At 57.0% G+C, this 22108-nt stretch carries 23 protein-coding genes; 7 read left to right on the forward strand and 16 right to left on the reverse strand.

The annotated features are described in order from the left end of the window. Window positions 1-10: 10 nt before the first annotated feature. Genes RN347_RS12325 through RN347_RS12335 form a run of 3 tightly spaced genes read right to left on the reverse strand, consistent with a single transcriptional unit; the run spans window position 11 to window position 3580 of the window. Window positions 11-1477, reverse strand: a complete 1467-nt coding sequence (locus RN347_RS12325; RefSeq protein WP_311958402.1) for an NAD(P)/FAD-dependent oxidoreductase — start codon at window positions 1475-1477, stop codon at window positions 11-13. Continuing rightward, window positions 1474-3111 carry an aminotransferase class V-fold PLP-dependent enzyme gene (locus RN347_RS12330; protein ID WP_311958403.1) on the reverse strand — a complete coding sequence of 546 codons (1638 nt, stop codon included), beginning with the start codon at window positions 3109-3111 and terminating at the stop codon, window positions 1474-1476. Before RN347_RS12330 ends, RN347_RS12325 begins: the two co-directional genes overlap by 4 nt. A gap of 4 nt (window positions 3112-3115) precedes the next feature. Further along, on the reverse strand, window positions 3116-3580 hold the full coding sequence (locus RN347_RS12335) for an Lrp/AsnC family transcriptional regulator (RefSeq protein ID WP_263586528.1): 465 nt from the start codon (window positions 3578-3580) through the stop codon (window positions 3116-3118). Window positions 3581-3917: 337 nt separating this feature from the next. Here RN347_RS12335 and RN347_RS12340 point away from each other — a divergent pair, with 337 nt between their 5' ends. Together RN347_RS12340 and RN347_RS12345 are read left to right on the forward strand one after the other, a co-directional pair. Then, complete coding sequence (locus tag RN347_RS12340) at window positions 3918-4481, forward strand: manganese efflux pump MntP family protein (RefSeq protein WP_263586527.1); 564 nt, start codon at window positions 3918-3920, stop codon at window positions 4479-4481. A gap of 78 nt (window positions 4482-4559) precedes the next feature. Then, window positions 4560-4733 carry a hypothetical protein gene (locus tag RN347_RS12345; RefSeq protein WP_311958404.1) on the forward strand — a complete coding sequence of 58 codons (174 nt, stop codon included), beginning with the start codon at window positions 4560-4562 and terminating at the stop codon, window positions 4731-4733. 206 nt (window positions 4734-4939) lie between these two features. On the opposite strand, the gene RN347_RS12350 is transcribed toward RN347_RS12345, so the two are convergent. The 3 genes from RN347_RS12350 to RN347_RS12360 all read right to left on the reverse strand — a co-directional run bounded on the left by RN347_RS12350 (window position 4940) and on the right by RN347_RS12360 (window position 7229). After that, window positions 4940-5623 carry a hypothetical protein gene (locus tag RN347_RS12350; protein ID WP_263586524.1) on the reverse strand — a complete coding sequence of 228 codons (684 nt, stop codon included), beginning with the start codon at window positions 5621-5623 and terminating at the stop codon, window positions 4940-4942. A 254-nt stretch (window positions 5624-5877) separates the two neighbouring features. Continuing rightward, entirely contained in the window at window positions 5878-6339 is a 462-nt protein-coding gene (locus tag RN347_RS12355; RefSeq protein WP_311958405.1) for a DUF6985 domain-containing protein, read from the reverse strand. Between the two features lie 20 nt (window positions 6340-6359). Next, entirely contained in the window at window positions 6360-7229 is an 870-nt protein-coding gene (locus RN347_RS12360) for an acetyltransferase (RefSeq protein WP_311958406.1), read from the reverse strand. Window positions 7230-7598: 369 nt separating this feature from the next. Between RN347_RS12360 and RN347_RS12365 the strand changes: the two genes are divergently transcribed. Continuing rightward, a complete protein-coding gene (locus tag RN347_RS12365) occupies window positions 7599-8897 on the forward strand; it encodes an MFS transporter (protein ID WP_311958407.1) in 1299 nt (432 codons plus the stop codon). A 65-nt stretch (window positions 8898-8962) separates the two neighbouring features. Here the strand turns inward: RN347_RS12365 and RN347_RS12370 are convergent, their stop codons facing one another. The 4 genes from RN347_RS12370 to RN347_RS12385 form a co-directional block, all read right to left on the reverse strand. Beyond that, window positions 8963-9991 carry an alpha/beta hydrolase gene (locus RN347_RS12370; protein WP_311958408.1) on the reverse strand — a complete coding sequence of 343 codons (1029 nt, stop codon included), beginning with the start codon at window positions 9989-9991 and terminating at the stop codon, window positions 8963-8965. Window positions 9992-10097: 106 nt separating this feature from the next. Continuing rightward, a complete protein-coding gene (locus RN347_RS12375) occupies window positions 10098-10580 on the reverse strand; it encodes a dual specificity protein phosphatase family protein (protein ID WP_311958409.1) in 483 nt (160 codons plus the stop codon). A 31-nt stretch (window positions 10581-10611) separates the two neighbouring features. Then, entirely contained in the window at window positions 10612-10830 is a 219-nt protein-coding gene (locus RN347_RS12380; protein WP_311958410.1) for a hypothetical protein, read from the reverse strand. A 76-nt stretch (window positions 10831-10906) separates the two neighbouring features. After that, the gene (locus tag RN347_RS12385; RefSeq protein WP_311958411.1) at window positions 10907-11128 is read right to left on the reverse strand and encodes a VF530 family protein; all 222 of its coding nucleotides are present in this window, start codon (window positions 11126-11128) and stop codon (window positions 10907-10909) included. Window positions 11129-11268: 140 nt separating this feature from the next. Here RN347_RS12385 and RN347_RS12390 point away from each other — a divergent pair, with 140 nt between their 5' ends. Beyond that, complete coding sequence (locus tag RN347_RS12390) at window positions 11269-11757, forward strand: TspO/MBR family protein (protein WP_311958412.1); 489 nt, start codon at window positions 11269-11271, stop codon at window positions 11755-11757. Window positions 11758-11794: 37 nt separating this feature from the next. On the opposite strand, the gene RN347_RS12395 is transcribed toward RN347_RS12390, so the two are convergent. Next, window positions 11795-13009 (reverse strand): GGDEF domain-containing protein, encoded by a 1215-nt coding sequence (locus RN347_RS12395; protein WP_311958413.1) that lies wholly within the window; start codon window positions 13007-13009, stop codon window positions 11795-11797. A gap of 442 nt (window positions 13010-13451) precedes the next feature. Here RN347_RS12395 and RN347_RS12400 point away from each other — a divergent pair, with 442 nt between their 5' ends. From RN347_RS12400 to RN347_RS12410, 3 genes are all read left to right on the forward strand, one after another. Continuing rightward, the gene (locus tag RN347_RS12400) at window positions 13452-14987 is read left to right on the forward strand and encodes a Na+/H+ antiporter NhaC family protein (protein WP_311958414.1); all 1536 of its coding nucleotides are present in this window, start codon (window positions 13452-13454) and stop codon (window positions 14985-14987) included. A gap of 147 nt (window positions 14988-15134) precedes the next feature. Further along, entirely contained in the window at window positions 15135-15386 is a 252-nt protein-coding gene (locus tag RN347_RS12405; protein ID WP_311958415.1) for a type II toxin-antitoxin system prevent-host-death family antitoxin, read from the forward strand. Next, entirely contained in the window at window positions 15383-15637 is a 255-nt protein-coding gene (locus RN347_RS12410; RefSeq protein WP_311958416.1) for a Txe/YoeB family addiction module toxin, read from the forward strand. Before RN347_RS12405 ends, RN347_RS12410 begins: the two co-directional genes overlap by 4 nt. Before the next feature lie 95 nt (window positions 15638-15732). Here RN347_RS12410 and RN347_RS12415 read toward each other — a convergent pair whose 3' ends face one another. From RN347_RS12415 to RN347_RS12435, 5 genes are all read right to left on the reverse strand, one after another. Then, entirely contained in the window at window positions 15733-16587 is an 855-nt protein-coding gene (locus RN347_RS12415) for a hypothetical protein (protein ID WP_311958417.1), read from the reverse strand. Window positions 16588-16677: 90 nt separating this feature from the next. Beyond that, window positions 16678-17619 (reverse strand): restriction endonuclease, encoded by a 942-nt coding sequence (locus RN347_RS12420; protein WP_311958418.1) that lies wholly within the window; start codon window positions 17617-17619, stop codon window positions 16678-16680. Window positions 17620-18299: 680 nt separating this feature from the next. Beyond that, a complete protein-coding gene (locus RN347_RS12425) occupies window positions 18300-18758 on the reverse strand; it encodes a GNAT family N-acetyltransferase (protein ID WP_311958419.1) in 459 nt (152 codons plus the stop codon). A 347-nt stretch (window positions 18759-19105) separates the two neighbouring features. Beyond that, window positions 19106-20401: an FAD-dependent oxidoreductase gene (locus RN347_RS12430; protein WP_311958420.1), complete on the reverse strand. Its 1296-nt coding sequence runs from the start codon at window positions 20399-20401 to the stop codon at window positions 19106-19108. Between the two features lie 178 nt (window positions 20402-20579). Then, window positions 20580-22016 carry a sodium:solute symporter family protein gene (locus tag RN347_RS12435; RefSeq protein WP_311958421.1) on the reverse strand — a complete coding sequence of 479 codons (1437 nt, stop codon included), beginning with the start codon at window positions 22014-22016 and terminating at the stop codon, window positions 20580-20582. Window positions 22017-22108 lie beyond the last annotated feature (92 nt).

Genomic DNA, 22108 nt, shown 5'->3' on the forward strand with positions numbered 1-22108 from the left:
AGGCGGACCATCAATCATTGGGTAGCGGTGAAGCCGTCCATTCATCGCCCTGAAGCTCCGGGGCGTCGTAGTGCTGTAGCTGCTGCCAGTGACGCTCCACGTCCTCCTGATAAAAGCGCGAGGCGATGGCGCTGGCAAGCCAACTCGCGCCTTCGCTGATACCGGGGATATCGCCGCTCACCTTGCCAAGGCTGACCGACGCCCCGTAGTTGAAGCAGTGAATGTTTTTAAGCCAGGGGGCACTGCCGGGTTCGCGCTCCTGAAAGGCGAAATCGCGCCCCACGTAGGGGAATTTGCCCAGCTCGTCGTGGGCAAGCTCCTTCGGGGGCTGGTAGCAGTCGCGCCAGAGCAAAATGCGGTCAGCGTAGCCGGCAAGCTCGGTGCGCGCCAGCGGGTCGATCTCAAAGCCCGTGCCCAGGATCAGAAAGTCGCCGCGCACCTCGCCCTGGCGAGTGGTGACGACGATCTCGTCGCCCTCCATACGGGTCGCTTCGACGCCGCACTCGAAGTGGAAAAAGGCATTCTCGTGGCGGCTGACGCGCATCGTCGAGCCCCGGGGTGGCGGCGTCTGGGTGATGAACGAGTAGTGCATGATGCGCCAGCGCCAGTCATCACTGAGCCCCGCGTAGCCGTGGGTGAAGCCGAACGAGCCGATGCCCATCATCTTGTTGATGGTCGGCATCTGGGCGCGGCGGATCAAAAAGCGAACCTCGGACGCACCGTGCTCCAGCGCCTCGGCGGCGTTGTCGACCGCAGAGGCCCCGACGCCAACCACGATCACCCGCTTGCCTTCAAGCGCGGCGAAGTCAACGTCATCGGCAGTGTGCGCCCAGGCCGTTTGCGGCAAGCCTTCGACGAAGCCGGGAATTTTCGGCCCGCCGGTACCGTCGCGCCCGGTCGCCATGATCAGCTTGCGCGTCAGCACCGTTTGGGCGGGGGCCCCGTCACCGGAAAGTTCAAGGCGTAGAAGGTCGCCTTCGGGTGTGACGTGCTCGACGTTGACGCCGTTTTCGACCGGCAGCGCCAGCACTTCGCGGTACCAGCTCAGGTACGCCATCCAGGTAGGGCGCGGGATCTTGTCGAGCGCCTCCCAGGCGTCATTTCCGTACTGCGCCTCATACCAGGCGCGGAACGTCAGCGAAGCAAAGCCGTAGCTCGGCCCGGGCAGGGTCTTGGGCGAGCGCAGGGTTTCCATGCGCGCGTAGTTCAGCCACGGCCCCTCGAGCCCTTGCGGGTTGCGATCGAAAATGCGCAGATTGCGAATGCCGCCGGACATCAGCGCGAACGCCGCCACCAGCCCGCACTGGCCACCGCCAATGATGACGACGTCGTGAACGTGCTCGCCCTGCTCCCCGGTGCGGGCGGGCACCCAGTTCGCGGGCGGCAGGTTTAGACACGCGAGATCAAAGCGTACGCGCTCGTTGAGCGCCTCCAAACCGGCACCCGCAAGCGTAGGGGAAGAAGAAGTCGTCGTCATGGTGTCATCTCATCCTGGGAGCGCACGGCGTCCTCGGCCTCATGAGGCCACCAGAACCAGCGTATCGGTGTATCGGAAAAGCGCGGCTCAGAGGGAAGCTCGGCGCGTTTGGCAAGCTCGACAAGACGTTCGGCCTCGGCGAAGGGCTCACATCCCTCGCTTGAAGCGGCGCGCGAACGCGCGGGGTCGAGCAGTTCATCCAGCGTCGTGGCCGCGGTTTCGATCGAGGGTGTTGGATAAACGCCGTCGCGCACCGTCCAGGTGCCCGTGCGTTCGTCGACGCTGTAAAGCTTCATGAGTAAGGCCGCGTGACGTGCAATAAATTCGACCGCCGATATTACATAGTTAGCCGTCTCATTGCTAAAAAAGAAATGAAATCCGAGCCTTACCCAGCCCGGACGATATAAGCTTCTTCCATTTCGGACTAACGATTCGTGCTCGAAGGCGGTGTCGGCGTCGATATTCAAAAGCGCATGACCGTAGGGGCCGGCGCAGGAGCAGCCGCCGCGCGCCTGAATACCGAACAGGTCGTTCAGTAGCGCGACGATGAGATTATGGTGCACCTCGCGCTCGCCGGCGCGCACGTTGAACGAGAAGATCGAAAGCCTGGGCGCGTCGCTCGGCCCCAGCAGCGTCAGGTTGTCGAGGCGCGACCAGCGCGCAAGCGCAAGCTTGGCAAGTTCGGCCTCTCGCGCCTCGATCCGCTCTTCGCCAATCATGGATTTGATGCGAAACGCAAACCCGGCGCGAATGTCGCCCAGAATGTTCGGCGTGCCGCCCTCCTCCCGGCGCTGAATGTCGCTGACGTAGCGGTGGCCATCCGCGGTGACATAGGACACCGTGCCGCCCCCGGCGACCGAGGGCACGGCGTTGACGCACAGCGCCCGGCGCACGATCAAAACGCCAGAGCTTCCCGGCCCGCCGACGAACTTGTGGGGTGAGACGAACACGCCGTCCAGGTGATCGTTACACCCAGTGCCCGCCACGTTGATGGGCACGTAGGGACCGCTGGCGGCGTAATCAAACAGCGCGATGCCGCCATGGGCGTGCATCAACCGGGCGATCGCCGCCACGTCACTCTTGACGCCGGTGACGTTGGAGGCCGCGCTGAACGCGCCGATCAGCCGCCGCCCCTGGAAACGTGAAAGCGCCGCTTTCAGCGCGTCCAGATCGATCAGCCCCGCCGCATCAAGCGGCACACGAATGATTTCGGCGTCACACTCGCGCCACGCCAGATCGTTGGAGTGGTGCTCGTAAGGCCCCAAAAACACGACCGGACGAGCCTGATCCGCCGCCTGATCAAAGCGAGCGAGCCCCAGCATCTTCCAGCAGCGGTCGATGGCGGCGGTGGCGCCGCTGCCGGCAAAGATCACCGCGTAGTCGTCGGTGGCGCCGACGGCGCTGGCGATCTGGCGGCGGGCGTCCTCGCGCAGACGCGTGGTGATGCGCCCGGTGTAGGAGGTTTCGGTATGAGTGTTGGCGTAGTACGGCAGCACCTGCTCGCGCATCGCCCGCTCGACGGTGCCGAGCGCCCGCCCGGAGGCGGTGTAGTCGGCGTAGAGTAGCGGGCGCGGGCCGAAGGGGCCGGCGATCGGCTCACCTTCGCCGATGACGTCATCGGCAAGGGTCGTCATCCAGTCAGATGCCGCCGAGGGGCAGCTCGCTGGTTTTCTTGACTTGTTCCATGGAGAAGCAGGATGTGACATTGCTGAGCTCTATTCTCGCGATGAGTCTTTTGTAGAAAGCGTCGTAGGCAGCGTTGTCGCGCGTGATGACCTTGAGCAGATAGTCGAACTCGCCGGCCAAACGGTTCACTTCCATGATTTCGGGAAAGGACTGAACCACGTCCTGAAACGCGTCCAGCCAGGCCTGGGTATGCTTGTCGGTCTTGATCATCACGAAAACGGTCAGGCCGAGATCGAGCTTGTGGGGGTTCAATACGGCGATACGCTTCTCGATCACGCCCTCTTTTTCCAGGCGCTGAATACGCCGCCAGCAAGGGGTGACAGAAAGCCCCACTTTCTCGGCCAACTGCGCAATAGATACGCTATCATCCCGCTGAAGCTGTTCAAGAATTTTTAAATCGAAACGATCAATAAGCAATTTATTTCCTTTTTATCTTTTGAAGAGAAATATTATTCCTTATAGAGCATTGGATACCCAATCCAAAGAAATAATTTTTCAGCCCTGCCTGGAACAATTAAAACGGTATCGACTTCAATGATGACAATCGCTTACCTACCCCAGCCCACGCATTCACCCAGCGCTTAAATTGTTAGCCAAGGCTATACAAGTTATTGGTTATAAAGTTTATTTTTTGAAACACCTACTCAGTGCAAGAGACTACCGTGCTAGTATTTCGATACTTGAACGGCAGGGTTCGTCGCCCTGATCGTCTGCCGTTTGAAAGCGCTTCTTAAGCCACACGAGTTCCCCCGCCATGACGCCCGTTGCCCTTGTCCTGCTCGCTTTTTCCATGTCGGCAGATGCGTTCGCCGCCTCGATCAGCAAAGGCGCCGAGCTTCGCCGCCCGCGCTTTCGCCACGCGGTGGGTATCGGGCTGGTCTTTGGCGTGATTGAGGCCATTACGCCGGTACTGGGCTGGGCGGCGGGGGTGGCGTCGCAGCGCTTCGTGCAGGCCTGGGATCACTGGGTGGCGTTTGCGCTGCTGACGGCGATCGGCGCGCACATGGTTTACGCCGGGCTGAATAAAGAGGACAAAATCGAACACCGCCGGCAGACGCTCTGGCTTTTGATACTGACCGCCACCGCCACCAGTCTGGACGCCATGGCCGTGGGCGCGAGCCTCGCCTTCATCGAGGTCGATATCGTCACCACGAGCCTCGCCATTGGCCTTGCCACCACGTTGATGGCCTCGATCGGTACGGTGCTCGGCCACCGGCTAGGCCGCTTCGTCGGCCATTGGGCCGAGCTGATCGGCGGCGTCGTGCTGATCGGCATCGGCTGCGCCGTGTTGGCCGAACATACCGGTGTGTTCAGTTGATCAACGCTTTCAGCCACTCAACTAACGCCTGGTGGTTCAGGCTGAAGCCCCGCAGGGCGCCGGCGTGCGCGCGAGCACATGAATCACCCAGATCCCCATATCAAAACGCTGAGTCACTACCTGGGCGTCGAGACCTTTCACGAGATCGGCGCGGAGTATCAGGAGTTCAACGACGAGCGCCACCGCCAATCGCTGGCTCGAGCGTTTGATGAAGCCAAAGCGTTGGCTACCAGGCTGAGCGTTGAGCGTTGAGCGTTGAGCGTTGAGCGTTGAGCGTTGAGCGTTGAGCGTTGAGCGTTGAGCCAGAAGGATCGTCCATGGAGGAAGCGAGACCTGGTGCTGTCTAGCTAAGCCGCCGAGCAAAAGACCAAAACGATTACGGGGCGCCGAGGCGCCCCATAATCATGATCATCCGTTCGTGAGCTCAAACACAGAAGCCCGCGCTTGTTCGATAGGGATCAGAACGTGTACTCGATACCCACTACTGCCACCGGGTAGATGTTGTACTTGTCGAGTTCGTCTTTAAGGTCGTCTTCTTGCTCGCGCGCTTCGCGCTCGGCGATCGCTCGAACGAACGGAATATCGAGCGCATCGCCTCGCGGGGTAAGAGACACGCTGGGGTCGATCCAGAAGGCCCCCACTTCGGCATAGAAGCCCAGACCCTGTTTGGCGCTGTTGCGCCAGCCAATACCCAGGTAGGGCTCCACGCCGTCTGAAAGTTTGCCCACGCCATCCAAACGTGCGCTATTGGCATCGATGGGAATACCGCCAAATTCATCGAACGTTTCGCCGCCCGTGTAGCGACCCACCGCCTTGAGCTGAATATCGGGCCTGACGGCGCCGGCCGAAACGAAGAAGCCGTTTTCAGCCCATGGGTAGACGTCGAGTTTCAGGCTGTAAACGTTCATGTCGACTTCGCCGGTATAGGTAAAATCGCCGTTGGTATGATCCAGGTCGTCGTAGTTGAACCCGCTATAGCCCGCGGTCAGCGCCATATGGTCATGAAAGCGCCAGCTGGCGTTAGCACCCAGCCCTGTGGTGCCGGCACTACCTGCGACCGACCAGCGACTATCGGCCATGGTGACAGTACTGGCCGCTAGCAAAAACGACCCGGTCAATAAAACGGTGGCAAATCGATACATGCAGCAGCCTCAACGTGAAAGTTTTAGAGCGGCGCCGGTCGGCGCCAACTGTTTGGTTGAAGCGAGTTTACGTAAGAGCGCGTTAGTCTATTGAAAGAAAAGCGAAGTGTTAGGCCAGTATTTACCCAACGACACTTAACGTTACCAAACAGTCAGCGTTAACCACTAACAAGTAGTTCTCGTCGACTCATCACTTTTGGGTGATTCAAGTGGCTCAGGATTACCGGCTGTGTGTATGTCTGCGCGCTAAAATCCTAGGCAAAATTCCACACGGCTTTGGGACTGAAGCTGCCCCAGGGGTCTTCGCCGTTAAAAGGCCCAACGTAGAGCACGTGCCGGTTGCGCACGACCCACTCCATGCCGTGCTCGGGCTCCCAGTCGCACTCGAGCTCCATGTGCACCACGGGCGTCGCTTTTTCGAAATGGGGGACGATCAATAGGCTCGGGGTAACGTGCGTGAGCACCTCGCGAGGCGTTGCAAACTCTCTGGGCAGTTCCCCGCTCTCGCTTTGATAGGTCTGGCAGTAATGCTCGGTGGCTTGGCAAAGATGATCGATCACCGCGTCATCGAGCTCGTTGAGGTACGCCGCGCAGTGTTGCACGCCGTCGGGGTCGCGCTCCAGGCTCAGAAACGGAATGTAGCGCTCGAACAGGGCGCAGTACACCTCGCCTTCCAGACCATCCTCACCATCGGTGACTCCCCGAACCATTTTCATAGTGCCTCCTGCCAAGTTGTTTAGCGGGTGCGACCAACGAACGCCATGTGCAAAAGCGGATAAGGCTTGCCAAGACCGTCCACCGGCGAACGGCTCTGCACCTCGAACCCCAGCCGCTGATAAAAGCCTAGCGCCTGAGTATTTTGTTCGTTCACATCGACGTTGTTCACGCCCTGGTTAAGCGCCTGATCGACAAGGGTTTTACCGATGCCCTGACCCCGTGCTTGCGGGGAGATGAAAAGCATTTCGAGCTTCCCATCCGCCACGCCGCTGAATCCGAGGACTTCGTCGCCATGCCCCTTGGCGATGCGCAGTTCCAGCGCGTCGAAGAACTGCTCGAAGATCAGCGGCTTGAGCATCAATAGATCCTCTTCGGCCAGAAAATCGTGGGTGGCGCGCACCGAAGCTTCCCAAAGTGCGATCAATGCCGGGTAGTCGGACTGGGTGCTCGTGGTGATCTCGAAGTCCGCACGCGCAGACGGCGTCACGGCGATGTACCAGGCCGGGTGCATGGCGTCGAAATCGGTGCGCATGTTGGCGGGCAGATAGCTGGCGCTATCAAGCACCACCGCTTGCCCCTTTTCGCGCTGAAACACCGCCCAGTGCCAGAAGTTTCTGCCGTCGCGCTGGTGGGGCTTGATCGCGATCAGCGCCAGATCCGGCAGCGCCTGCCAGCCCGTGAAAGGCGTTTCCTCCGGTGAGGTGTCAACCTGTCTTTCCGCGAGCAGGCGGCGCACGTAATCCGTGCTCGACCATAGCGACTCATCCTCGGCGTAGATACCCATCGCATTGGCGCGGGCTTTCATGTCCGCGTAGGTGAGGCCGAGAATCGTAGCGGCGGATGCAATGCCGCAGCCGGTGGGTTCGCGTTGTATGACAGGGGTAAGCAAGAGAGTGTCCCGTTGTGCGCGTGAGAGGCCAAAGCGGCGGCGACATTTACATTAGAAATGTATCACGCGAGCCGCCGCGATTTAACCGACGCGCTATTGGGTTGACCGCTCAATACCGGCCATCGTGAGAATCTCCTCGGTAGGAACGTGCACCAATGCCGCCGCCGTCCGTTGGAAGGCGCGAATGGCACGGTTAGCGATGTACATGCCGGTCCGCAAGGCTCGACTTCCGGGCGTTGATAAAGCCATTCGTCTAATCCCACTGCGTTTAACGCATGAATCATCTACATTCGCCATCATACGGCGATCTCTCACGCTGACTCGGTTCGCTACTGTAACGCTTTTCGTCCTCTTATGAGAAGGAACATCATGCGCGCTATTTCGAGTACCTCCTTCGCGGTATTTGGCGCCGGGTTGATCGCCATCGGCTATGGTATCGCGCGGTTCGCTTTCGGGCTTTTCGTGCCGCCCATTCGTGAAGAGCTTGCACTGAGCACATCAGTTATTGGGCTGATCGGCTCGCTGCCGCTGATCAGTTTCGTGCTGGCAACGCTGATAGCACCGGCCGCGGCCAACCGGCTAGGCGCGCGGCTGGCCGCCATTGTCTCGGGTCTATTCGGCATTCTGGGGCTGGCGCTCATCAGTCAGGCGTCCAACGCGCTCATGCTGGGAAGCGGCGTATTCGCCTGCGGTATCTGTACCGGGCTGATGATGCCAGCGCTCACCACCGGCATGCAGGCAATGGTCAAGCGTTCGCTGCACGCACGGGTCAGCTCGGTCATGAACGCCGGTACCAGCGTGGGGATCATGGTGGCCGTGCCCACGGTGCTTTTCATGGCGGATGCCTGGCGGCTGGCCTACGTGTCGTTTACCGTGCTGGCCGCGCTTGGCGTGGTGGCAACCTGGTTCTTTTTACCCTCGATATCGCCGGTCACGCCCGCCAACGCCGCGCCGCCCCCGCCACTTAACGCACTGCCCTGGTCGCGGCTTTTAAGGCTCACCCTCTTTGCGTCACTGATGGGGTTCGTCTCGTCTGCCTATTGGATATTCGCGCCGGACCTTGTGATTACGCTGGGCGGCCTTTCCGCCAGTACGACGGGGTGGCTCTGGTTCGCGGTGGGGCTTGCCGGGTTGGGCGGCGCCTTCGTGGCGGATCTGGCTGATCGCAACAACCCGCCCATTACCCAAGCGCTGATGCTGATGATGCTCTCGGCCAGCCTGTTGCTACTTGCCGCGAGCCCCTCTCAGCCTTTGCTTGCGATCTTTTCGGCGCTGATTTTCGGTTTGGCCTACATGAGTCTGACCGGGCTTTATCTGATGACCGGCATTCGCCTTCTACCCGGACGGCTCTCGGTGGGGCCGGTGCTGCCTTTTCTTGCCGTCTCGCTGGGTCAGGCAACGGGCTCGCCCGCTATCGGCGCGCTGATCAACGCCTTCGACTACGCTACTACGTTCTCGGTCATTGCGGTGCTGGGCATCGTCATCGCGCTGCTATCGCCGCTGTTTCCTGGTCACATTTATCAGGAAAACGACGACGAACTGGACGAGCAGACCGGCTTGCAGGCCGCCTACGATCATCAGTTAAGAGACGAAGCCGGCGAGCCGCTGGAAGACCCGTTTCAGGATAGCGAAGAGGAAGGTGCGATCACGAAACCCAGCAGGCACTAAACGCTGCACGTTTGAGTCCCCCTGCCGCGCGCGCTCGGCAGGGGGACGCTTACTGCAAAGGTAGTTTACTGCACGGCTAGCCCCTCGAGCAGCGCTTCATGAAAACGGGCCGGCGCCTGAATCTGCGGCGAGTGGCCGAGTTCGGGAAATTCGACCAGCGTGGCCTCGGGAATGGCATCGCGGGCCTGCTCACCCAGCACGTCGTAATGGCCCAGGGTGGCCTGCACGTCTTGTGAGGCGCGACCCTTGCCAATCGCGGTGTTGTCCTGCTCGCCGATCAGCAGAAGCGTAGGCACTTCGAGCTCGCCAAATTCGTACACTACCGGCTGGGTGAAGACCATGTCCGAGGTCAGCGCCTGGTTCCAGGCCACGCGCTCGCCGTCCTCGCCTTCGTACATGCCTGCCAGCATTTCGACCCAGCGGTCGTACTGTGGCGCCCAGGTATCCGCGTAGTAGGTGCTTTGCTGATACTCGCGAATGCCTTGGGCGGTGGTTTCCAGTTCGCTTTGATAGCCATCATCGATGCTTTGGTACGGCACGCCCAGCGCTTTCCAGTCTTCCAGGCCGATCGGATTGGCCAGCACCAATTGCTCGGTCGCTTCCGGGTACATCAGCGCAAAACGGGTGGCCAGCATGCCGCCCATGGAGTGCCCCATGACGGTGGCGTTGTCGATGCCCAGCTCGTCGAGCAGCGCGTGGGTGTTGGCGGCCAGTTGATGAAAGCTGAACTGATAATGCTCGGGCTTGGTGGATTTGCAAAAGCCGATTTGGTCCGGCGCGATGACGCGGTAGCCGGCGTCCACCAGCGCCTCGATCGTTGCCTCCCACGTACCGGCGCAGAAGTTCTTGCCATGCAGCAGTACCATAGTGCGGCCGTTGGCACTGCCCTCTTCCGGTTGAACGTCCAAGTAGGCCATTTGCATCTCTTGCCCTTGGGATTCAAATTCGAACCGCTCGACCGGGTAGGCGTACTCGAAACCGGAAAGCTCGCCGTCGAAGGCGGGCATCTCATCGGCGCTGGCCATGGCGCTTGTGGCGAACGCGCTTGTGATCGCGCCGGCCAGCAGCGTGCGGGTAAACAAGGAAGTAGGCACTGAATCGCTCCTTTCGTCCGTGAAGTAAGTGGCTCAAGAGAGTATGGCAGGGTTTTCGGTATTGGGCGGGCGCCTTAAGAGCGTGCAACGTTCACGTCATTCGCAACTAGCAGCGCGGCGATTCGACCAGCGCGAGTACCTCGTGGGCAAACGGCTCCCAGCCAAGCGCCGACAGTGCGATCGGGCGCACTCGGCGAACTTCTGCAATCGCCTGCGCCGCCGTCATGGCGTAATAGCGAACGAGCAAATAGGCAAAGACCAGCCCGGTCCGATCCTTGCCATGAGTGCAGTGCACCAGTACGGGCCGGCCGCTTTGGCTCTGCTCCCAAACCCAGCGGCCCGCCTCGCCCAGCGCAGGCAGCGCGATATCGATGGCACCGAACTGCGGCGGCGCCTGAACCGGTACGGGAACGCGGCGATGCGCGATACCGCTGGCGTTCAACGCCGATACATCGACCTCGTGCCCGCGGTTGAGCGTGAGCACGGCGCGAATGCCTCCCTCCGCCAACGCCTGGGGTGACCAGGCCGCCATGTTGGGGCCGGCGCGACCGGCCACCCTGCCCTCGACGAGCCAGAACAGATGTCTCATGAAGCGCTCTTGAGTTATTGGGTTCTAACGATCAGGTCAGCATTGGCCGCTTGCAAGCCGAGTGCCGGCGACGGGATATCAGCCCGGTGATGAGCAGCGGGACACCGGCGATCAGGCAGCCCAGCGCCGCTCCCCAAAGCGCTGAGCCTGCCAGCGCCAGCGCCAGCGTCATCACCCAAAACACGACACTATTCATGAGCAAAACGGCGCCCGCGATGGTCAGCGGCTTCCAGAACGAACGGTCACGCATGCAGAACTCCTTTTTCGGCATTAGAGCGCGTAGCCAGAGCCGGCGCGCAAATACGTGAAGCGATACCAGGTTTTAATCAGGCGCTAAACGTGTCGATATACAGCGCTTCCACCTTATCGCGCGCCCAAGGCGTTTTGCGCAGAAACTTGAGCGATGACTTGATGGAGGGGTCATTGTTAAAGCAGTTGATGCGCACTTTTTCGTACAAGCCATCCCAGCCGTAATGTTCGACCAGGCGGGTCACGATCGTTTCCAGGGTCACGCCGTGCAAGGGGTTATTGGGCTGTGGCTGACTCATCGAATTACTCTCCGTATCGGTTTCAAGCGCCCTGCCAGGCCGGGCAGCCGGTTTCATACTTTAACAGACCCGCCCGTGGCCGAGTTCGACAGGTTGCACTACGATTGAAACCGTTTTCCCTGATATCGGCAGATACACGAATGCGCACACTCTCCCGCAAGAAACAGATTCTGGGCCTTATCGGCTGGCTGGGGCTGGCCTATCTCGCCGCCGCCATCGGCGCCGTGGCGTCCATCAACGCGGCCGACTTTTACGCCTCGCTCGAACAGCCCAGCTGGGCGCCGCCGGCCTGGCTGTTCGGGCCGATGTGGACAACGCTTTATGGCCTGATGGGCATCGCCGCCTGGCTTGCCTGGCGCGAGCGCGGTGCGCGGCCTGCGTTAACCGTATTCGTGGGGCAACTGGCACTGAACGCGCTGTGGAGCTGGCTGTTCTTCGTCTGGAATCTGGGCGCTATTCCATTCATCGGCACAGTGGCACTGTGGGTATTGATACTGGTGACGCTGGTGATGTTCTGGCGGCTCAAGGCACTGGCCGGTGTGCTGCTGATACCCTACCTGGCTTGGGTAAGCCTGGCCTGCGCATTGACTTGGAGCGTGTGGCAGCTCAACCCGCAGGTGTTTGGATAACGCTGCACACAGCTAAAAAAGCCCTATCGACCTGGTATTACACCGCTTCATCAGCGTTTGGGCCGTCGCCATCGCGGCCCACCACGACCTGATTTCGGCCGGCCCGTTTGCCAATGTACAGCAGCTGATCGGCCTGCTTGATCAAGGCGTCGAGGTTCTCCCCTTCCGCGTTGGCGGCCGCGACGCCGATGGTCACGCTGGGGCTTTGCGTTCCCATTTCATCCGGCAGTGACAGGTTGGACACCTCCCTTTTCAGTCGCTCGGCCACTTTTTGCGCGTCATCGAGGTTGGTATTGGGCAGCGCCACGATAAACTCCTCGCCCCCAAAGCGCCCAATCACATCCGTTGGACGCAGGGACTCCTCGCAGACCTCGGCAATTTCCGCTAACACCTTATCGCCATGGCAATGTCCGCAGGTATCGTTGATGCGTTTGAAGTGATCCACGTCGATCATGAACAAACTGAAGGGTGCCTGGCCGGACTGGGAGCGTTGCAGCATTTTGCCGGCCAGCTTCATGAAATGGCCGCGATTGTTGAGATTCGTCAGCGCATCGCGCTCGGCACTCGTGCGCAGCTGCTCTTCGAGCAACTTGCGGCTTATAATTTCCTCATTTAGCGCCTGGTTTCGACCGCGCTCGTTATTGAGCAGCGCAAACTGCACGCGCTGCAGACTCTCCATACGCAGCAGGGTGGAAAACCCGATAACGTTGGCAGTCAACAATAAAATCGCGGTGCGGGTAACATCGACCAGATTAGCGTCCGTGAACGCCACCAACGCCACCAAAAAGCCGCTAGTCAGATACAGGCTGACCAGCGTGACCACGGTAAGCCGATTGGGAATAAAGAGATAGAACCCCAGGACCGCAACGACGGCCGCGATAATTTGAGTAGAAAAGCTTTCGGGACGCAGGGGCACGATCAAAATAATGCCCGTCGCAAGCAGCCATAGCGGTAGCGTGTACCATCCATCCACACCAATTTTACCGCGCCGAATCTTGAAAGCGATCAGTAAGCACGTGCTCACGACTGCAAGGCGCAAGGCCAACAGCAGAAAAAACTCGAGCGCTAACCCCAGCAGAAAATAATCCGACAGCACGTAGATGCCAAAGATAAACGCCCCAATGCCCAGCGCCAGGCTGTACTCGTTACTCAGGCGCTGCTGAATGGAGTGGCGATACGCCGTCTCCAGGTCAGAATCGCAAAGCTGCCCCGTCAGCCGATGGATGCGATATCGATCTTCTTCTATTACCAAACCCCCTCCCCGTAACGCTGCCATCTTTTATCGCCGTTCGCGGCGCATAACGCTTTAAAAAAAGCGTCTGAACCCGGCGCGTGGCATGTCGTTACATTGTGCGATTTTTTAACCGCTCTACACGTTAAGCCAAATTGAGCTGAGCTCTAACGGCTCATTGAACCCTTGATTGATGACAGGTGCATGTCCTCACGATACCTAGCCTGCCACTATATTCAGTCGAATCTTATCCGGAAACACGGCGCCGGAATACGTTTCTCACGCTGTTATTTTCAACGCCTTTTCTCTAATCAAAAAAGCGTTTTAAAAGATGCCGTAAACGCCGTCATAACCTGTATCAAAACAATGCCTTTCGATTGGTTTTTTTAGTCCCTCTCTTTGCACCAGAAAGCTTTAGCATGCTAACAATACCAATACTTCAACAATGACAGGGAACAATCGCATGGAAGCTTTTATCTCCTTACTGCCACCCATCGTGGCGGTCGTGCTGGCCCTTGCCACCCGGCGGGTCAACGTTTCGCTGTTCGTCAGCATCTGGATCGGCGGCTGGCTGATGGCGGGCAATCCCATCGCCGCGTTGGGGCAAACCTTCGACTGGTTCGCGGAGGTGATGACCGACGAGTGGAATGCCCGCTTTCTGGTACTGGTCGCTTTGCTCGGTGCGGGCGCGGCCTTCATGCACCGCACCGGCGGCTCCCAGGCACTGGCCCGGGCGCTGGCCAAGCGCATTCACTCGGGCCGGACCTCACTCCTGCTCACCTGGGCGCTGGGCATGGTGATCTTCTTCAATGATTACGTGAACTCGGTCATCGTGGGCAACGCCACCCGCGATTTGACCGCGCGCCAGCGCCAGTCCCGCGAGAAGTTGGCTTGGGTGATGGATGCGACCTCCGCGCCCATGGCCACCCTAGGGCCGGTGTCGGACTGGATCGGCTATCAGGTTTCGCTGATTGCCGGGGCACTCGTGGGGCTAAGCTTCGCCTCGGCGGAGCCCTACCGGCTCTTTCTGCTGTCGATTCCCTGGAACTTCTACGCCCTGCTCTGCCTGGCCTCAATACCCATGATTCTGCTGGCCGGGGACTTCGGCCCCATGGCAAAAGCCCAGCGCCGCGCCGAGGAGACCGGTGAGCTAGTCGCCCCCGGCGATACCCCGCTTTCCAACGTGGATGCGGACCTGGGCGAAGTGCCCGAAGGCCGCGGGCGGCTGTGGCACTTTCTGCTGCCGCTGGTGGTGCTGATTAGCGTGGCCTGCTGGGGGCTCTGGTACACCGGCGGCGGCGCCGAAGGGGCAAGCGTGATGGACGCCCTGGAGAATACCGACGTGAGCGTGGCGCTTTCCTGGGCGGCCTTCGCCATGGTAATGACCGGCATGATCATGGCACTTTTCCAACGCCAGACGCTCAAGGACTGCGAAGAGACGCTGCTGGCCGGGTTTCGCACCATGCTGCCGGCGCTCGTGATCATGGTGCTGGCCTGGAGCATCGGCACCGTCACCGGAGCGCTGGGGACCGGCGAGCACGTGATCGATGCGACCCGCGACTGGCTCTCGCCCGCCCTTCTGCCGCTGCTGATCTTTTTGATCGCCATGGTGATCTCGTTCGCCACCGGCAGCTCTTGGGGCGCGATGGCGATTCTCACGCCCATTGCCGTGCCGCTGGCGTTTGAACTTTCCAGCGGCGACGTAGCGCTGGTCAGCATGGCCATTGGCGCGATTTTCTCCGGCTCGATCTTCGGTGACCACTGCTCGCCGATTTCCGACACAACGGTGATGGCCTCAATCTTCGCGGGCTCGGATCATATCGCCCACGTGCGCACGCAAATTCCCTACGCGCTGGTGCCTGCGAGCATCAGCGGGCTGCTGTATATCGCCTCGATGGTGGTGGAGTCGGTGTGGGTGCTTCTGGTGGCGGGGCTGATGGTGCAGTTTGGGGTGTTGATGGCGCTGGGGCGGTTCGGGCAGCGACAGTACAAAGGATAGCCCCTACTCCGGGCGTTTGTTGATCAAGCGCCCGGAGCAAAACTTCTGGCGGGCGTTGAAGCAGCTGCGTGAGTAAAAAGTCATTGCCTGTCGCTCATGAACGTACAATAATTCGTACAGTACAACATTATGTACAGGAACATCATTATGGATGCTATTAGCTATACTGCCGCCCGAAGCCACTTGGCCAAGACCATGGAACAGGTCTGCGAAGACCATTCGCCTGTCATCATCACCCGCAGTAAAGCGCCTTCAGTGGTCATGCTGTCGCTGGAAGATTTCGAAGCGTTACAGGAAACCGCCTATCTACTACGTTCACCTAATAACGCGCGACGCTTGATGGACGCAATGGACGAATTGGAAAAAGGAGGCGGCCAAGAAAAGGAGCTACTTGAGTGAAGCTCGTCTTTGCCGAGAATGCTTGGGAAGATTACTTGTACTGGCAAAAAACCGATAAGAAGATTCTTGGCCGCATCAACAAGCTGATCAAGGAAATTCAGCGGCAGCCGTTCGAGGGAGTAGGGAAACCCGAACCGCTCAAACATGGTTTCACGGGCTACTGGTCTCGGCGTATCAACGATGAGCATCGGATCGTTTATAAGGTAGCGGACGATGCACTGCTAATTGCGCAGCTTCGGTATCATTATTGATTAATAATTAGTAGTCGACCTTCTATTCATTTGGTTTCGGGCTGTGTATAACGGCTGCTTAAGGGGCGCCGTAGGCGTCCCATTTGAAGCACTTGTTAGAGGTTTTCTGGTACAACAGGGAATAGGTTGATGGCTTCCCAGTCCCTTTTGGCCGATGAGATAGATATTCTATTCTCTGAATTAAGGGCTTCTTGAGGTATGAGCAACCTGACTCCATCTATCTCAATGGAGAAATCTGCACCTGCCCACTCTGGAAAGTCAATTTTATATTCTGAGAATGATATTGTTGAATCCTCAATTTCGAATAAAGGATTGATTATTATTTCTCTGCGAGCAGACCTGATTTTAAGTTTCCCATCCGGTAAAGGTAATAAACCTGGTAGGTCATCCGAGAAGCCTTGTAAGTTAGACACGATTCTCTCATATATCTCTCTTGCTAGAGCTAAAAAATACTCACCCTTGCCAAGGTCACCTTTCACATACATAACTATTAATGTGTAAAAGTCATCCAATACTCGTTTGGATAATGTCATGGAATACATTGTACTTTTGAATACATATTTAACACAAAGCTTATTATGATCAAAATCTATCCCATTAGGGTTGTGGACCATAGCATTTCGAATGACTTTGGCTATTCGATATAGACCAGAGAATATTATCTCGTAGTCATTCGTTTTTGGAAGACTCTGATATTTCTGCCTGAACGATTTTCCTTCGCTTTCTGGATTAACCGTATCTGCAAAAACATCGAGCATTGAAAATGTGATTATAAATTTTAAGTTTTCATTTTTATTTAAATGGTTGTTCTGAGAAAAGTTACAGGCAAAAGCCATATGTATCTCTCGGTCTTTTTCTTCCTTCAGAATGACGTGATTAATGTCCGGATAATTGATTTTAAAATCCGTTTTATCAAGAAAATTTAAGGTTTCTTGGATGTATGGAACCATTTTGATAAGAACTCCTAACGCCCGCAGCATGCGCGGCTTTGTAATGAAGGCGCAGCCGCAATGAAAAAGCCGTCGCTGTGCCTGCGATTGTTAGGGCGGTGTATGTATCTTAAGACCACGGATCAAGTTTTTCTGTTTTTCTGGTATCTGAAAACGGTGAATTCCGACTTCACGCCCCTTGGCTGGAAAAATCATGGCGAACATACGCCCATCATCAACACCATAGTCAGCTACTGCCGCACCCGCGAAAATCGCCTGGTCACTGACACGTTCAAAGATATGGAACTGTGGTTCGATAACTCGTTTACGCCACTGCAAGTGACCTGAAATAGTTACGGAATCCAAGCGGAACGGGGCATGTCCTTCCAATCTCAGATAAACCTCGTCATTTGACAGGTCAAGCGTATGAGTATGCGGCCAAGCGGGCCCAGTCATATAACCCTCTGCTTCATTGTACATATTGTACGGAAAGGTCTTAAGCACATTACTGGCGGGACTTTGCGTACATAAGAGCCCTGTAGATCGCATCAATACTTCATTCAAGTAATCAAGCATCGTCGAATACTGCTGATGCTTCTTTCCCTCAGGCGAGAACAGCGGCGTTTCGTCTCCGAACGAGAAAGACTCTGGCCCGGTAGTAGAAATAAAATAGCTCTGCCACTCAGCCCAATATAACAAGCTACTTTGAAACTGAGCCAAAAATTCGCCGGGTGTTCCAACTCCAGGAAAGTCTGGGAAATTTTCTGCTATTGGACGATCCCAAGGCAGCATGCTGTATAGATCTACTTCGTGCCTCTTTGCCTTGGCCTGAGCCCCATCGGTGTATCCAGAAGTTGAAAAAATAGCTTTGTGAGTAACTCTAGGCATGTCAGCCAACTTCAGAATGAGCTGCTCTACCGCAACTACGTCCAGGGGCTTACCCTCGTGTTTTACCTCAGAGGCTTTAAAAGCAGACACTTCACCGTTTGAGTCAGTGACGGTGACCGTCACATCGACATCACGCTCTTTGCCGGCAGCTTCATCCAAGACCATGTTCCCGATCGTGACATCGATAGCTTTTGGGTCGTGCCTTAAGCAGCAAAGGCCAACCAAGTACTGAACCATCATTGGTGTGAGCATGTGCATAAGCCCTAACAGTGATTACATAGTCGGCCGCATAACCCTAATGAACGTGCCGGCGCGTTCATTGAGGTTATCTAGCCTCTCTAATCAAATCTACCTTATTGATTCTATTACTAGCAAAGCAAATTTTGGCTAATTATCCAAAATTCGCGTGCTGACAAGATTTGCCATTCTCAATAATACTGTATATAAATACAAATAAAATATTCATGCAAAAGGATGCCTCCATGAAGTTAATGGATAGGGTCCTGGCTACCTTGCGGATAAAACGTTATAGCGCTCGCACTGAGAACAAAGCTCGCCTTAACAGCGGTGAGGCGGCTCCCGTTTGATTGGCGCGATAGAAGGTTTCCCAGCACGTTTTGTTATCGCTGTTCAATGTCAATGCTCCCAAGTCGCAACATGCCTTGATAATGAGTATTGATGTCCCATTAGTTAAATTAACTCGTAGCAACGCTAACCACTCTTTTGTACTTCCCTCCACCGTCCTAAACTCGTCTAGTAAATTGCTTATCGAAGGGCCAATGGTATCCACCAGAGATGGCGCAGAGCGTGTCTTTTGGATGTTCGTTATTCCCACTGAACCTGATTCAGGCGATATGTTTGGTCATAAATACGCTATTCGGGTCTTCTACATAATCTTCGAGAGGTGGGCATGGTTTGAAGTCAAACGAGGCGTATAGCTTCCTTGCTGGCTCGAAATAATCCATCGAACCGGTTTCCAGACTCAGTTGAACATATCCGTTCTTTTTTGCCTCATCGACGATGTGTGAAAGCAACCGGGACGCAACGCCCTGCCCCAGGTAGCTTTTTGCCGTGCGCATGGATTTGATCTCTCCATGCTCTCGAGACAGGCGTTTTAGCGCGCCGATGCCTGCCAGCTGCGAGCCGTCCCATACCGCCCAGAAGGTAATGTTGGAGCCGCGCAACCCTTCAAGGTCGAGCGCATGGCGACTCTCGGCGGGTGCCGTGGGGGCCATTGATGCAAGGTGCTCGCTTATCAAGCTGATCACTTCGGGACTATTTAAATCATCAATGCGTATATCCAAAGCGACTCCTTGGTTTAATGGGGCCATATAATGATTGATACGACGAGCTTGTCGATTGGAGTGAACCGCCTGGCAAGTTCATTGACGTGATACTCTCCTCAAATAAATCTACCCCATCGATTATCAAAGAGACAAAGCAAATTTGACGGCAGTTTCATGGCATCTACAGCGTCGCTTCAATACATCAAGGCGTTCAAGGCTAAACGAGCCATTTTATAGATGCGTGCCAAATGAACGCGCCGTTGAACACTCAATGCTCAACGGCGCGTTTGATAATGGACAGACGCAACGTCCTCTCATTAATAATGGCATGCTTTAAGACGGGAGGCTGCGCAGCTGGATGCGTGTCAGCGTTTGCTGCCGGTAAAGCGATCAGGCGACAGATTCGCCGCGTATTGCGGAAGCTCATTGCCATCGACCATATCGGCAATCAGTTGCCCGGTATGAGCCGACAGCGTCAAGCCCAGGTGACCGTGTCCGTAGGCCAGGTAGAGGCCTTGATGCTCGGCTAATTCACCGATGGCGGGCAAACCATCCGGCGTCGAGTGACGCACTCCAAACCAGCTCTCCCCCAGGGTAACCGGCTGGCCGAAGAGCTCGCCTCCCCACTGGCGCAATTGCTCCCAGCGTCGCTCGTCGGGCAACGCGTTAGCGGTCTTGAACTCGGTGGTGCCGGCCATTCGCACGCCTCCCTCCATGGGCGTAGCGTAGAAGTGGTGCGCCAGCCAGCCCACCGGACGTGTCAGGGCGACCGGTGTTTCCAGACGAATGTGGTAACCACGCTCGCTGACCACGGGCAGTTTTATATTCAGCGCTTTTAACAGCCGATTATTGACCATCCCCGCGCACAGCACGACCTGATCGACTTGGACCTGCTCGACATGAGCCTTACCGCTGCCGGCATCAGCGCTGTCGATATCAGGGTAGTTGACCGATAGCTGCCACCCACCATCACGCTGGGCGCTTAGCTGAGTCACCTCTGCGCGATGAAAGTGAAGCCCTTGGCTCACCAAACACTGATAGAGAGTCCGGGTCACCGCCAATGGGTTTTTAAGGTGGCGGGTAGCGGGAAAATAAAGCGCGCCTTCCAGCCCCTTGGCGGCCAATTCAGGCTCCAGCTCGCGGACTTCCTCGGCGGTTAATGCCCGGCAGTCAAGACCATCGCGGCGCTTATTGGCAGCGGCTTGCTCGATCCCCTGCGCCGCACTGGCATCGTTGCGTACAATTTGTAGACACCCGCTGTCGGCAAACAGCGTCGGCGCATCCAGCGTATCGAGAAGTGCATGCTGGGCAGTCACGCTATTTTTGATCAGCGACAGCAAATCTGCCTTGTTGCGAGCAAAGCGTGTTGGGGTCGCCGCGCTTAAAAAGCGCCGCCCAAAGCCCATCAGTGGCAATGCATAGCGCGGGTCGATCGAGAGCGAAGCGTCCGCACGCGTCAGCTCACGAGGAAGGCTACGCAGGGTCGCCATGCTGGCCAATGGATCCGTGACGTAGTTGGCAATCATGCCGGCATTGCCAAAAGAGGCTCCTTCTCCGGGCGCTCTCGGGTCATACAGGTGCACCTGGTGGCCGCGCTCAATCAGAGAAGCGCATACAGATAGTCCCACGCTGCCCGCTCCAATTACAGCGATGTTTGTCATTTCAAAATTCCTTATACGCTCCTGAGCGTTGATCGTTCAGGGGCGTGAGTCAGCGTGACGCGCGATTAGTTATCGCGGTAAAAGCGCCAAGCGGAAATCCCGACACCGATGGCAGCGATTACGCAAATCAGGCTTGCGGCATACAAGGCGAAGGCATAAAAAGTCATGGCAATATTCCTTATTGGGTGGGTGTCGAGGCATCAGGCCGGATCTGGCTAGCCGCCGAGTCGATAGGCGGTTGGCGGAAAAAGCGATACACCAGTGTGAACACGACCACGTTGCTAATGACCCCAGCGATGAGCGCAGTCAAGCCCGTCATGCCCTGCATATCCAGCGGCCCCCACTTCCATAAGGTGGTGATCAAGGCGCCCCCCAACATGGCGGCAATTGCCGAGCGTGCGCAGCGCAAATTGAGCAGCACTGCGAAAACGAAAGGCAACAGGATCGTCGGCGCCCACAGGGAGTAACTCAGTAGCAGCGCATCGACGATGGACGTTGCGTAAAGCGCAAAGATCACCGCCCCGACACCGATCACCAGGTTCACGAGCCGCTCAATCCATAGGCGACGTTTTTCGCTTACCTCAGGCTCAATAAATGGCTTGTAGATGTCGCTGACGAAAATGACCGCCGCAGAGTTCAGGTAGGAGTCGGCCGTGGACATGACCACTGCAAGAAGCGACGCCAACACTAGGCCGGTCAGCCCCACAGGCAGAGCATCACGTATCAGTGCGGGCATAGCCTGATCCGGTGATATGTTCGGGTAAAGCACCAGTGCAACCAAGCCGATCGTGGCGCTCACAAAGTAGAACAAAAAGCCAAAGCCGCCCGCCAAGGAGTAACCAATTTTGGCATGACGCGAGTCCGGTGCTGACAGGGCGCGCTGGGTATATGGGGGGACCAGCGTTTCACCCAACAGGAAGGCGACAAAAATGCTGATGAACATGCCGATCGAATAGTCCCCCATGAGACTAAAGTGTGCCTCGGGGAGACGCTCTACCAATGCCGCCGGCCCCCCCAGGTCGTGAACTCCGATCAACATGGTGAGAGGTAAAAAAATCGCCAGCATCAAAAACTGCACCACATCGGTCTGGATGACGGCCCACATTCCTCCCAGGGTGGAGTATATAAGCACTACCGCCATGCCGATGAGAATACCCGTGGACACTTCGATGCCAAGGATCATGTGAAACACGGTCCCCACCGCCAGCGCTTGTGCGCCCAAAATGCCGACACAAAAGATCAGTGAAAAAATGCCGGTAAACAAGCGAGCGCTAGCACCAAAGTGATAGGCCATGATGTCCCCGACCGTTTGAGCGCCTATATAGCGCTTCAAACGTGGCGCGATGAAGAGCCCAGCGAGCACGGTTGCAATCGGGAAGGCTGAGGCCGCAAACATGAAGACATAGCCTTCTTCGAAGGTTTTGCCCGCTCGCCCCATGGAGGCGCCCCCGCCCAGAAAGGAAGCGGCAAGGGTAGCGAATAATATCGGCCAGATAATCTTGTTGCCCGCGACCGCGAAATCAGAACTGTTGGAGACTTTTTTCGCACTGCGGTAGCCAATCACGATAAGAATAGCGAAATACAGGAGTAGACCGAGCAGATCGACCAGGTTCATGAGATCACCTTCGTTGTTTCTTTTATGATGAGTCTTTCAGCATCCTTTCACTGTGATATAAATACAATTAAAAGATGACTATGAACTCATAA

The sequence above is a fragment of the Halomonas sp. PAMB 3264 genome, assembly GCF_031954245.1.
In the GTDB taxonomy this organism is placed as follows: Bacteria; Pseudomonadota; Gammaproteobacteria; order Pseudomonadales; family Halomonadaceae; genus Vreelandella.